Below are 12,681 nucleotides of genomic sequence, written 5' to 3'. Positions count from 1 at the left end.
CTGCAAAAAGTCAGAACACTCCGAAAGTTCAATACAGCTTCAAATTATGGTGTCTTTAAAGATGCTTTAATTAAATCTTCTAATGAAATTTCTCCCGTGGTTTTTTTGAGAACTGCTGAGATATTTTTTTCAGCAGCTGCTTTGGTAAAACCAAGGGTTAGGAGTGCTTGTAACGCTTCTTCGCGTAATTTATTGCTTGATTTCAAAAATCCCAGGGGTGCAGAACCTGAATCTGAACTGCTTTTTCCAACTTTATCTTTCAGCTCCAGAATGATGCGTTGGGCGGTTTTTGCTCCTATGCCTTTTACCCCCTGAATGGTAGGTACATCACCGGATAAAATGGCCTGTTCTATTTCTGCAGAGGCCAAGGAGGAAAGTATCATCAAGCCGGTATTTGGGCCGACTCCGTTGATTGATATTAACAATAAAAAAAGCCGCTTTTCATCTTCTTTTTTAAAGCCATAAAGGGTATGTGCATCCTCTTTGATATGCAGAAAGGTGAGGAGCTTGATCTGCTCCTCATCTTTGATTTCTGTATAGGTCTGAAGTGATATTTTTACTTCATAGCCTACTCCTGCTACATCGATGATGACATAAGTGGGGTCTTTGAATACTAGTTTTCCACTGAGATATGCAATCATGGGGTTCCATTTGATTGGGCATCCACCACGGCAATGGCTACCATATTTACAATTTCACGAATGGAGCTTCCCAGCTGGAGAATGTGGACTGGTTTATTCATACCTAGGAGTACCGGACCAATGGCTTCTGAGTTTCCAAGTTCTGCCAATAGTTTGTAGGCGATATTTCCGGAACTCAGGTCAGGGAATATCAAGGTGTTGACCTTCTTATTGATCAGTTTGGAAAAAGGATACATTTCCCGCTGAATGTCTTCGTTGATGGCGACATTCGCCTGCATTTCCCCTTCGATGACTAAATCCGGATATTTCTGCTGCGCAATCGCAGTGGCTTTGGCCATTTTACTTGAGATTTCTCCTTGTGCCGAACCGAAGTTTGAATAAGAAAGTAGAGCTATTCTAGGTTCCATATTGAAGAACTTCACTGCATCTGCGGTGAGGCTGATGATCTCTACCAATTCCTCCGCTGTAGGGTTCAGGTTTACCGTGGTGTCGGCGAAGAAATAAGGGCCTTTTGGCGTATTCATAATGTACATCCCCGCTACTCGGTTGACACCGGGCTTCACACCTATGGTCTGCAAGGATGGGAGGATGGTTTTAGGATAATCTCGGGTAAGTCCTGAGATGAATGCATCTGCATCTCCGGACTCTACCATCATAGCTCCGAAGTAGTTTCGCTGTGTCACCAATCTATCTGCGTCACCAGCAGTCATGCCTTTACGCTGGCGTTTTTGAAAAAGCATATTCCCGAATTTGCGGAGCATTACTTTTTCCTCCATAGGATCTATAATAGTCACATTGTTGAGATCCAGGGAGTTGTCTTCTATTAGTGCCAGGATTTTTTCCTTGTTACCCAAAAGGATAGGTTCGCCGATCTTCTCATCACGGATGATCTGGGCAGCTTTGAGGATTTTTCTATTATCAGCTTCTGCAAATACCACCCTTTTCGGGTTCTTTTTGGCACGGGCGATCACTACAGACATGAGTCTTTGGTCTATGCCGATTCGCTCTTGTAGCTCAAGCTCATAAGATTCCCAGTCAGTAATTGGATGTTTGGCTACGCCGGAGTCCATGGCAGCTTTGGCCACAGCTGGAGCAATGGTGGTGATTAATCTCGGGTCTAGCGGCTTTGGAATGAGGTATAAGCGGCCGAATCCAAGTTTGTCTTCTCCGTAAGCTTTGTTGACTATATCAGGAACGGGTTCTTTGGCTAGCTTGGCGATGGCATATGCAGCCGCCAGTTTCATTTCTTCATTGATGGCAGTGGCCCTTACGTCCAGTGCTCCTCTGAAAATGTAAGGGAAGCCCAGGACATTATTCACCTGGTTAGGATGATCGGATCGTCCGGTAGCCATGATCAGATCCTTTCGAGCTGCTATCGCCAGATCATAGGAGATTTCAGGATCGGGATTTGCTAAAGCAAAAACTATAGGGTTGGGTGCCATTAGTCTCAGTTGATCCTGAGATACGATATTTCCTGCCGAAAGCCCCAGGAAAACGTCTGCATCTACCAGTGCATCATTGAGGGTGTTCAGATCTCTAGCTGTAGCAAACTCCCTGCGAATGCTATCAAGATCTGCACGGTCGGTACGCAGAATGCCATCTATATCACATAGCACAATGTTTTCTCGCTGAATGCCCAGAGAAATATAAAACCGGGTACAGGAAATGGCTGCTGCACCGGCACCATTCACCACCAGTTTTATTTTAGAGATATCTTTCTCTACGAGTTCCAGCGCATTAAGCAATGCTGCCCCGGAAATAATCGCAGTGCCATGCTGATCATCATGCATGACAGGGATGTTCATCTCTTTTTTGAGGGTCTCTTCTATTTCAAAGCATTCTGGTGCTTTGATGTCCTCTAGGTTAATCCCACCGAAGGTTGGCTCTAGAGATTTTATCGTCTGTATGAGTTTTTTGGGATCCTTCTCGTTTATTTCGATGTCAAAAACATCTATCCCGGCAAATTTCTTGAACAGCACGCCTTTTCCTTCCATTACTGGTTTGGATGCGTCTGGCCCTATATCGCCAAGTCCTAAAACTGCCGTACCGTTGGAAACCACACCTACTAAGTTGCCTTTAGCAGTGTATTTGTAAGAGTTTTCTACATCAGCAGCTATTTCCTTACAAGGTTCGGCTACCCCTGGGGAGTAGGCCAGGGCCAGATCCATTTGACTGGACAGGGGTTTGGTAGGCTTTACTTCAATTTTGCCTGGCGCACCCTGAGAATGATAGGTGAGTGCGTCTTCCTTTCGGATTTTGATTGCCATAAAAAGCTAGTCTAATTTGGGTTTTAGGAGCCCTCGTCAGTCCAACTTACGTCTGTATTGAGAAGAATAGTTTCTATTTCCCGAAGTGCATCTCTGTGTACTTCATTGGGATAAAACACAAACCCTTCCATGTAGTAAAGCTTCCCTTTTTCTTCATCTACCATTAGGTAGCCTAGGTAGCTTCCACCCATACTGATGTTGTTAGTCTTCCACGAGCCTCTGATTTCGGTCGTAAAATTATCATTAATCTGCATGTTCCTGAAGGCTGGAGGGATTTGTTTTTCAGAAATCATAAAAGAAGTAGGGTCTTCGGGATCTCCAAAAATGTGTTTTCCGGCCACGGAGTCTCTCAGCGCCAGTATATTTGCAGGGAAAGTCTGCTCCTCTGCGGTATAGTCTGTTTCGTAGAAAAACAGGCTTATGTCGGCTCTATTGGCTGTAGGGGTAGGTTGACGTACCCACAGAAAGTCATTTTCTGATTTTGCTACCTGGTACGATGCGGGTACATTGATCTGAATCCCCAGGTTTTTCTTGGCTTCAGATGCGGCAGCTGTATTTTTCCGAGCTAAAATTATTTTTTCTAATCTTCCTCTTTCTCTTACCTCAAAGAGATTTGCTAATCTATCACCGTTTTTCCTAAGGTTTTTAATCAATTCCTCTTCTGTATTTCCAAATAGGTAAAGGACTTCCTGACCTACAGCATACTCGTCTTCAATACGAAGCGAATACATGCTCGGGTCATTCATCGCTTTTTCTTTGGACTCCTTAGAAAATTGGGAATTAATGGCTTGGCTGGCTGAACCCTTATCATCAAAAGTAGTTACGTAAATCAAGTTGTTGGACATTTTGAGCATGCGGGTCATTGCTCTCGGGTCTACGGTCAGCACGTTGAATTTTGCTTCGGAGCGAATCATCCCCGGGATATCGGACTGAAAGATGTCTTTCAGTTCATCGCCTACCGGGCCATTCCATTTTACTGAGTCGATCACTATGATTATTTCACCTATTGATCCTCTAGCTTTTGGTTTGCTACTATTGGCAGATTCGGAGTTAGGAGCGCAAGAGTAAAAGCTCAACGCTATAGCAAATCCCGCAATTATGGAAAGGAAAGTCTTCATTTCTGGATGTTTGGTTCTATAAGTCCTTCAAATTAATTACATAAACAGAGTTATCCCTATTTAAGATTGAATATTGCCAATACTTAAAAAAAATTAACAATTAGCGGGTGTGCGGGGCAATATTTTAGCCAATGATGAGTTTCTGGCCGGGCTTGATGTTGTTCGAATTGAGGTTATTCAAACGCTTGATTTGTTCTACAGAAAGGCCGGCATGTCTTTTGGAAATGATCCAAAGGGAATCTCCCGGCTGAACAGTATAGGTAGTCTGCCCTGATGAATTTGTCTGCGTACTGGCTAGTGAGGCATTGCCTGAGTTTATTCGTAAGGTTTGGCCTACTCGGATTAGATTTGAAGAGAGATTGTTCCAGTATTTCAAATCACTGACTCTCACTCCGTATCTTCTGGCAATAGACCCTAAGACATCACCGGATCGTACCCTGTAGGTCACAGCGTTTTCTTTTATTTCATTAGCTAGCTCTTCTGCCGATTGTAATTCCAGATTGGCGGCCAATAATTTAGTAGGTGCATTGTTCAGGGAATCGCTGATCCATGCCAAATTTGTTTTCACGTATTGTGCCTTGGATTTAGGGATTCTCAGGGCCATAGATCTATGGCTTTCCGGCACCTTATTTCTTTTGATAGAGGGGTTGATGGCGCCCAAATCTGCTACGCAAAGATTGGTCAGCTCAGCCAGTTTCTCCAAGCTCAGTGCTCTGTCAAACCTGATCTTTTCATATTCTATAGCATAACTGGGATCTTCTGGGTGGAAATTGTGCTCATCCAGATGATTCAAAATGTATAGCATTGCCTGGACCTGAGGCACGTAGCTTCTAGTTTCTCTAGGGAGGTAATTGTAAATTCCCCAAAAGGTTTTCTTACCGCCAGACCTACGGATAGCTTTACGCACATTTCCAGGACCGCAGTTGTAAGCAGCCATGGCTACTTCCCAATCTCCAAACATGCGATAAAGTGATTTTAAGTATTTGGCAGCAGCCTCAGTGGATAGTTCTGGGTCCATACGATCATCTATATCGGAACTGACCTCCATACCGTACATTCTACCGGTAGCTGGCATAAACTGCCAGAGTCCCATAGCTCCTACCCGGGAGCGAATCTGCGGGTCTAGACCTGATTCTATGATAGAAAGATATTTGATTTCCAGTGGCATTTCATGCTTTGCCATGGTCTGATCAAACATGGGGAAAAACTGCTCTTTTCTGGCCAGTACCATTTTCGTGTAATCCCGGTTTCTTACCGTGAAATACTGGATAAAGGAAAAAATTCTATCATTCAGTTCAAAAGCCATTTCATGATCCATGGCTTTGATCCTCTGATCGATTTCATCATAAGTGAAATCAGGGATGTATTCGTAATGATAGTTTGGGACTACCTCATCTTCCAGGGCAGCAGCCGCAGCCACTGATTCTTCTTCCTGAGAAAAGGCATTGGACAGTGGTATCAGACATGTGAAAAACGCAAGTATGAAGGTGCTGTTCAATATTCTTTTCATTGGGATGTTGTTTTTAGGAAGTGAGTTCTGCGATGTAATTACTAAAGGCATACAGTTCCGCTTCTTTGAAAGAATTGGAAATGACCTGCAATCCTATAGGCATGCCATCTGCATCCTTGCCGTTTGGCAATGAAATCGCCGGAACTCCGGATACAGAAGCCTGTACTGTATAGAGATCTTCTAGGTACATGGCTACAGGATCGTCACTATGCTCTCCAAATTTAAACGCTGTGGATGGCGTAGTAGGCATTATAATATAATCAAAATCTTTTAAAAGATTTTCGGTGAAGTCTTTTATTAGTCTTCTGACTTTCTGCGCTTTGGTGAAGTATGCATCATAATAACTCGCACTCAGGACAAAGGTTCCCAGCATTATCCTTCTTTTGACTTCTTCCCCAAAGCCTTCGCTTCGGGTAAGCTTATACATGCTTTCCAGGTTATGTGCGTTGGGTGTTCTATAGCCGTATTTTACTCCATCAAACCTCGAAAGATTAGAACTGGCTTCTGCCGTGGTTAAGATGTAATAAGTAGGTAAAATATATTTCAATAGGGGGAAATCCACTTCTTCTACTTCATGCCCTTCGTTTTTGAGTTTTTCCAATACGGCAAGGGTATTGGTTTTGATTTCCGGCTGCAGGGATGGGGATTCCAGTGTCTCTTTGAGGTAGGCTACTTTAGCCTTTTTATCAAAATGCAGGAGTTCGCTGTAGGGGAGTACTGGTTTTCTGGAGGAGGTGCTGTCAAATTCATCATGACCTGCCATGATTTCCAATACCAAAGCATTGTCTTTCACTGTTTTGGAAAAGACACCTATGCAGTCAAATGAAGATGCGTAAGCTATTAATCCCCAGCGGGAAATGCGGGAATAGGTAGGTTTCATTCCTACGACTCCGGTAAAGGCTGCGGGTTGTCTTACTGATCCGCCCGTGTCCGTTCCGAGCGAAACGGTACAGAGATTGGCTTGTACAGCTACGGCAGATCCTCCGGATGAGCCGCCAGGGACCCTGGATTCATCTGCTGCGTTTAGCACTTTGCCATGTGCGGAGTTTTCGTTGGAACTACCCATACCAAATTCATCACAATTGATCCTTCCGATGATGATGGCATCTTCGTCGATCAATCGCTGAATCGCTGTGGTGGTGAATTGGGACTGAAATCCGTTTAGGATTTTTGAGGAAGCATTGGCTTCGTGACCGGCATAGCACAAGACATCTTTGATGCCTATGACCATACCTGCTAGTTTACCTGCATTGCCATTGGTGAGTTTCTGGTCGATTAGCTCGGCCTGTTCCAAGGCAGATTGCTCATAAACTTCGACGAAGGCGTTGAGGTGCGCCTTCGTCTGAATGTTTTGTAAGTAATATTTCACTATCGCCCTACAATCAGTTTCCTGTTTTACGAGCGATTTTTTGATTTCGTCGAATGAAATAAATTTTTCCAATTTGATTGGCTTATGCGATTACTTTTTCTTGTCGTCTTTCAGCCCTTCTTCTAGATCGTTCTGAATATCCTTGGTAGCATCTTTGAATTCTCTGATGCCACGACCTAGGCCGCGGGCCAATTCAGGTATTCTTTTAGCACCAAACAACAGAAGTACGACAAGTACGATAAGTACAATCGAGCCACCTCCCATGTTTTGAATGAAACCTAATGTAGTCATGATGGTGTGTTTTTAAAGGTAAATTTGATTGCAAAGATAGAATTGTGATCCGCTTACACAAAGATGTAAGAGAAAGCTGCCCATCTTTTTTATGAATATACGAAATTAAATACTACTTGGATGTGATCCAGCTGGATGGATTCATTACGGTCAGTCCCTTCCAAGTTTGGAAATGCACTTCAGCTTGCCCGTTTGCATCTGTAGCTACTTGGCCAATTACGTCTTTTGCACTTACAGTTTGACCAGTTTTTACAGAAATGGTTTTCAACTTACTATACATGGTATAATACTCCCCATGTTTGATAATGACTGTACCTCCAAAACCCGGCATAGTCGTGATCTTGGTGACTTCTCCGTTGAAGACTGCTCTTACGTTAGAATTGAGTTCGGTGCGGATATCGATCCCGTCACTTTCCATGGTAATGCCTTTTAGGGTAGGGTGAGGATAAGTGCCAAAGCCTTGCGATACAAACCCGGTCTCCACAGGCCAAGGAAGTTTCCCCCTGTTCTCTGCAAAGGTCCTGGAAAGCGCGGCTACCTCAGGTGTCATGGGCATGCTGCTTCCAGTAGACTTGGTAGCGGTACTATTTTCTTTTTTGGCTGCGGCCTCTGCTCTTCGGATCTCCTCTTCGATCACCTGTTTGATCATTCTGTTTAGTTGATCCTGCTGTTTTTTGGTAGCGGTGATTTGTCTCTTGATTTCTTTTTCCTTGCTGGTGAGGGTGTTGACCAAGCCTTGCTGCTCCCTTTTCATTTTATCGAGTTTGGCGCGTTCTTGCTGCTCTGTGGCCAGTACTTTTTCTTTCTCGGCTTTTTTGCTGTCCAGCTGCACTCTTTGCATTTCCAGCTCTTCAGATAGTTTCTCGATTTGTGCGGCCTGTTGTTTTCTGCTTTCGGTGTATTGCCTCAAATACATGAGGCGGGAATAGAGCTGGTTGAAGTTTGCGGAGCTAAATACAAAGGAAACGATGGATAGTCCCCGATTGAGTTTGGAGGCATTATATATCATCCGCCCATATTCGGCTTTTAATTCTACCAACTCTTTTTCCAAAGTCTCAATCCGATCCTCGGTTTCCTTGATCTCTTGGTTGATGAGGTTTACCTCTCTGTTCAGGGTGTTGACCAGCCGGGTCTGAGCCTGAAACTGACGCGTGACCGCATTCAATTCTCCAATAGTATTTTTCTTGGTGGCTGTGGTTTGCTTTAGGATTTTGTCAAATTCCAAAAGCTTAGCTTGAACCTCTGCTTTTTCCCTTTCCAGTTCTTCCCTTGTTTTCTTGGTTTGAGCAATGGAAGGAGAGACTGAGCAGACTATTAACCCAAGCAGTAGACTAAATGGGATCAGATACTTGCGGAGCATGCAATTCAAAATTTGAATGGAAAGCTTAAGGAATTGGAATAGGGCTCTACAGAAATCCATTCTACATGGATAATCGTGTTTTGCCCGCCTTCTGGGAGTTGGTAAGCTAATTTATAGAGTACTTCCGCTGGGAATGGCTGCTCGTTGACGTCTTGAAAAGTGGCATAGCTTGCCAATAATGACCCTCTGTCATCGAGGCTATTGCTGACCAGTTCGGCAACTTTTCTGTAATTCACATCTACTTTGGAGAAGTAGCGCACTTTGTCCCTGACCTGGGTAAGTTCAAACGATTTGCCCACCCGCACCAGTCTGTCTTTGTAATCTACCTGGAAAGGAGGATTTGCGAAAAGTAGGTTTTGGAATACGTCCAGGGAAAGTTTTAGACCATAGATCTGCTCAAATTCCTTAAATGTCAGGTTGATGTTTTCCTTTCCGATTCTATCTTTTATCTGGATTTTTTCCTGTGTGATCAGCCCCCGTACAGCTTCCATTCCCATGCCAGGTGATATGGTGAACCAAAGTACGGAGTCTTTTTTAGCCCGGAGGTTCATGCTCCCGCGGGTAACTTTTCCGGATTCCTCTTCGATAACGACTTTTGCTTTGGCACTCATGTAATCATAATCCGTGTAAACCGGAGAAAAGTCTTCCATTTTGCCATCTGCCTGGTACATGACCGTTTTTTTTGAGCAGGAGCTGAAGAAAGTAAGGATGATCAAAACGGCAAATCCAGCCAAAAGTCTATTCATGGTATTTTCCTTCTTTAATTTTTTGCTCTAAATATTCCGAGGCTTCGGGGCTTCCTTCAGCTTTTTTCCAATAGGTAATCGCTTCAGACTTTTTACCGAGATGGTACAAAATATCGCCGTAGTGTTCCATCATCACGGCGCTGGGCTCGGCTTCATGTTCTAATGCCAAGTCCATATATTTTTTTGCTCCCTGGTAGTCTTTCAGCTGAAATAAAACCCAAGCATGTGTATCAAGGAAAGTGCCATTATCCGGAAATCTCCGCACAACTTTGTCAGACATGCTTTTTGCCTTTTCCAAATCCTGCTTTTCTAAAGACAAAAAGTAAGAATAATTGTTTAAGACCTGCTCGTCGTTCGGGTTAAGCTTCAGTGCTTTGTCGAAATATTCAAAGGCTTTCTCCTTTTCGCCTAAGTTATAATAGGAATTGCCCAGTGAGCTATAGGCCACCTGTTCCAGCTGAGAATTGTTGGCAGAGTTGAGCTCTAGCGCTTTGTTTAAGGAGTTGACAGCGTCTTGGTCTTTTTTCAAGGCAGATTTCACTACGCCATCATAAAACCAAAATTCCGGCCTCTGCGGAAATTCATCCACTCCGAGTACGGTGAATTTTTCCAACTCTTCCAAATTTGCATTTTCTCCGAAGGAGCCCAATATCACCTGCTCTAGCATTTTGTCGTTTTTTGGAGCTAGCAATAGGGCTTTTTTATAAAATTCTATGGCTTCGGGCTGCTTGTTTTCCAACATTTTTCGCTGCCCGATTGCAGTGAAAATCTGGGCGTTCTCCGGGCTGGTATTCAGCATCAGCGTTTCCAAACTGTCTAAAACTAAATCCCGTTCTTGAGTTTTGATTTCATTAAGGGTACCGATGTAGGCTTTGGATTTGACATCCGGGTCTAGGTCTGGGCTGGCAAAAGCCTGGAATAAATAGCGGTTGGACTCATCTATTTCTCCTTTCTCTTTGAGCAGCGTATAGGCCGCCATTTGCAGTTCAGGCTGATTGGGGTATTTGCTCATTTCATTCTGAACCACCTCCATTGCCTCTTCCAAGCGATTGTTGTTAAAAAGGATTTCCACCAGATTCATTACATAATCCGGGTTTCCGGGGCGGGCCTCTATGAGGTTTTTGCCCTCCTCTATGGCTTTCTCCAGATTATTTGCATTGAGATAAATCCGTTGTTTTTGTACAGTAATGGGCTCCATTACTCCATAATATTCCTCGGCTCGGTCTAGCACCACAAGTGCCTTCTCGTAGGCTTTGGCATTGAGATAGATGGAGGCAAGATCCAGGTTGTATTGCTGATTGCTCTCCCCATCTGCCGTGAGCTGGTCTAGAATCTCTGCGGCCTTCAGCGGCTGATTGAGATTAGTATAAATCTCCGCCAGCATTAAGGAGTAATATTTATTTTGATCGTCTAGGTCAGCGGCTTTATTGGCATAGGGAAGGGCTTTTTCGGCTTGATTTGCCTTGACCAGCACTTCGGCCAACTTATAATGGATGGCTGGCTCTTCAGGAATAAACTCCAAGGCCTTCTGAAAGTAAAAATAAGCTTTCTCCATGGAGTCAAGCACAAGTTGCTTTTCCCCTTCGATAAAGTAGCGGGAACCCTGGGATTCGGCACGTAGGGCTTTACGTTCTTTTCTAGAGAGTTTTTGCTGCGCAAAACCTGGGGAGGCCCCTAGGGTAAGTGCGAGGAATATGATGAGTATTTTTCTGAAAATCACTGATAATATGGAATGAGGCTTCTGCTTACAAACATAATGCCTTTTACGAAATTAGACTTTGATCTAGCAGGATGAATTCTGAGTCAAATGAATTTGCTAATCTACCACACAACGTAACCAAAGCTAGAATTGATCCCTATAGCTTTTAAATTTTCTTATTTTTCGATAAAACTGAGTGAATCAGCTCCTTTTCTGACCCATAGATCATTGCCAAAAAGATCAAAACCAGGCTGTTTTTCACCAGGAAATTCAAAGCTGCATTTTCTGTTTCCAGATAGAAACCCAAATAGGAAAGCCCAAAAGCGAGGATCAGGTAAGTGACATCTTTGGCGGTTTTGTAAGGGATGGGGTAGTACTTCTGGCCATAGATGTAGCAGAGCACACACATAGCAAAGTAACAGGAAATGGTGCTCAGCGCTCCACCTAAATACCCTAGACTGGGTACGCAGGATACGATGACCAAAATGCTGATTACTGCTCCAATCAATGTGATCCAAAAACTGTATTTGGTCTGGTCGGTAATTTTGAACCAAATGGAAAGATTGAAATAAACCCCCAGTAATAAATAGCCCATCAATAGAATGGGTACAATAAATAGCCCTTCTGCGTAACCCGGCTTTCTCAAAAATAAGGGGCCTATCCAATACAAATTCACGGAAATTGCAATCATCAATGTGGAGCAGAACAGAACAAAAGCATGCATCACTTTGGCATACAGTACAGGGGAGTTTTTGTCCGCAGATTGCTTGAAGAAAAAGGGTTCTGCGGCATATTTAAATGCTTGGATCACCAGGTTCATCAGGATCGCTAGTTTGAAGTTAGCGCCAAAGACACCTCCTGCTTCCCGGGCAGAGAGGCCTGCATAGAAATTGGGCGGGAGTACGTATTCGAATAACAACCTGGAAAGCAATTCATTGGTAACTCCGGCTAGTCCCATGAAAAGCAAGGGAAAGGAATAGGCCCACATGGGGTTGAGGATTGTGCCTTCCAGCTGAAATCGAAAAAAACCGGCTTTCCACCATACAAAAGGGATAATCAAACCATTTGCCAGGAGATTTGAGAGTAAAATATATTCCACTCCCCAATCCGACCTATAGCCTAGAAAACCTTCTGTTATGATTCCATTTGCTATTAAATAAGGGAATCCAACGATCAGCAGTAGGTTGAAGAAAACGTTCAGCAGGATGTTGATGATCTTTGCTCCAGCGAAGATCAGCGCTTTGTTTTCCAGGCGAAGTTTTGCAAAAGGAATTGCCAGAATAGAGTCAAAGCAAAGAATCAGAGCCGTCCAGCGAAATAAATAGGCCTGACCTGGGTAATCCATGGATTCAGCCAGCCAGGGAGCCAAAAGGAATAAGCCTGTTCCCAGAATCAGGCTAGTGCTTACGAGCAGGGACTGGGTGTTATTGTAAACTCGGTTGGAGTCCAGGTTTTTACCGGTGGAATACCTGAAAAAGGTGGTTTCCATTCCGTAAGTAAAAACAATATTTAAAAAGCCGATCAGCGCATAGATGCTCGTAAACGAGCCCATAGTTTCCTTACTAAGGTATTCGGTGTAGACAATGATCATCAGGAAATTGATGGATCGTCCCAGAATACTGCTCAGTCCGTAAACTGCGGTTTGACCAGCTAGTTTTTTGAAATTACTCATTCAGTGGA

General features: G+C 43.7%; 10 protein-coding genes. All 10 read right to left on the bottom strand.

From position 1 onward, the window contains the following. Positions 1-44 precede the first annotated feature (44 nt). The 10 genes from ruvA to PBT90_RS12810 all read right to left on the bottom strand — a co-directional run bounded on the left by ruvA (position 45) and on the right by PBT90_RS12810 (position 12,673). Positions 45-641, bottom strand: coding sequence for a Holliday junction branch migration protein RuvA (ruvA, locus tag PBT90_RS12855; RefSeq protein WP_264810991.1), 597 nt, complete (start codon positions 639-641; stop codon positions 45-47). Continuing rightward, positions 638-2,908, bottom strand: a complete 2,271-nt coding sequence (locus tag PBT90_RS12850; RefSeq protein WP_270129616.1) for an NADP-dependent malic enzyme — start codon at positions 2,906-2,908, stop codon at positions 638-640. The genes ruvA and PBT90_RS12850 overlap by 4 nt, the downstream gene beginning before the upstream one ends. Before the next feature lie 23 nt (positions 2,909-2,931). Continuing rightward, complete coding sequence (locus PBT90_RS12845; protein ID WP_270129615.1) at positions 2,932-4,026, bottom strand: DUF4837 family protein; 1,095 nt, start codon at positions 4,024-4,026, stop codon at positions 2,932-2,934. A gap of 124 nt (positions 4,027-4,150) precedes the next feature. Then, positions 4,151-5,536 carry a LysM peptidoglycan-binding domain-containing protein gene (locus PBT90_RS12840; protein WP_270129614.1) on the bottom strand — a complete coding sequence of 462 codons (1,386 nt, stop codon included), beginning with the start codon at positions 5,534-5,536 and terminating at the stop codon, positions 4,151-4,153. 13 nt (positions 5,537-5,549) lie between these two features. Beyond that, positions 5,550-6,977, bottom strand: a complete 1,428-nt coding sequence (gatA, locus tag PBT90_RS12835) for an Asp-tRNA(Asn)/Glu-tRNA(Gln) amidotransferase subunit GatA (RefSeq protein WP_270129613.1) — start codon at positions 6,975-6,977, stop codon at positions 5,550-5,552. An 18-nt stretch (positions 6,978-6,995) separates the two neighbouring features. Continuing rightward, positions 6,996-7,196, bottom strand: a complete 201-nt coding sequence (locus PBT90_RS12830; protein WP_111322719.1) for a Sec-independent protein translocase subunit TatA/TatB — start codon at positions 7,194-7,196, stop codon at positions 6,996-6,998. 112 nt (positions 7,197-7,308) lie between these two features. After that, positions 7,309-8,556, bottom strand: coding sequence for a murein hydrolase activator EnvC family protein (locus tag PBT90_RS12825; protein WP_270129612.1), 1,248 nt, complete (start codon positions 8,554-8,556; stop codon positions 7,309-7,311). 5 nt (positions 8,557-8,561) lie between these two features. Then, the gene (locus tag PBT90_RS12820; RefSeq protein ID WP_264810985.1) at positions 8,562-9,302 is read right to left on the bottom strand and encodes a DUF4292 domain-containing protein; all 741 of its coding nucleotides are present in this window, start codon (positions 9,300-9,302) and stop codon (positions 8,562-8,564) included. Then, a complete protein-coding gene (locus PBT90_RS12815; protein WP_270129611.1) occupies positions 9,295-11,022 on the bottom strand; it encodes a tetratricopeptide repeat protein in 1,728 nt (575 codons plus the stop codon). Before PBT90_RS12815 ends, PBT90_RS12820 begins: the two co-directional genes overlap by 8 nt. 145 nt (positions 11,023-11,167) lie before the next feature. Further along, on the bottom strand, positions 11,168-12,673 hold the full coding sequence (locus PBT90_RS12810) for a lipopolysaccharide biosynthesis protein (protein WP_270129610.1): 1,506 nt from the start codon (positions 12,671-12,673) through the stop codon (positions 11,168-11,170). Positions 12,674-12,681 lie beyond the last annotated feature (8 nt).

Origin of the sequence: Algoriphagus sp. TR-M9 (assembly GCF_027594545.1) — a bacterium.
GTDB lineage: Bacteria > Bacteroidota > Bacteroidia > Cytophagales > Cyclobacteriaceae > Algoriphagus > Algoriphagus halophytocola.
This window is presented reverse-complemented; position numbering and strand designations above follow the sequence as displayed.

Excerpts from the sequence above, each read along its gene's own strand:
- ruvA (WP_264810991.1), bottom strand. The coding sequence starts at position 641 with ATGATTGCATATCTCAGTGGAAAACTAGTATTCAAAGACCCCACTTAT.
- PBT90_RS12850 (WP_270129616.1), bottom strand. The coding sequence starts at position 2,908 with ATGGCAATCAAAATCCGAAAGGAAGACGCACTCACCTATCATTCTCAG.
- PBT90_RS12845 (WP_270129615.1), bottom strand. The coding sequence starts at position 4,026 with ATGAAGACTTTCCTTTCCATAATTGCGGGATTTGCTATAGCGTTGAGC.
- PBT90_RS12840 (WP_270129614.1), bottom strand. The coding sequence starts at position 5,536 with ATGAAAAGAATATTGAACAGCACCTTCATACTTGCGTTTTTCACATGT.
- PBT90_RS12830 (WP_111322719.1), bottom strand. The coding sequence starts at position 7,196 with ATGACTACATTAGGTTTCATTCAAAACATGGGAGGTGGCTCGATTGTA.
- PBT90_RS12825 (WP_270129612.1), bottom strand. The coding sequence starts at position 8,556 with ATGCTCCGCAAGTATCTGATCCCATTTAGTCTACTGCTTGGGTTAATA.
- PBT90_RS12820 (WP_264810985.1), bottom strand. The coding sequence starts at position 9,302 with ATGAATAGACTTTTGGCTGGATTTGCCGTTTTGATCATCCTTACTTTC.
- PBT90_RS12810 (WP_270129610.1), bottom strand. The coding sequence starts at position 12,673 with ATGAGTAATTTCAAAAAACTAGCTGGTCAAACCGCAGTTTACGGACTG.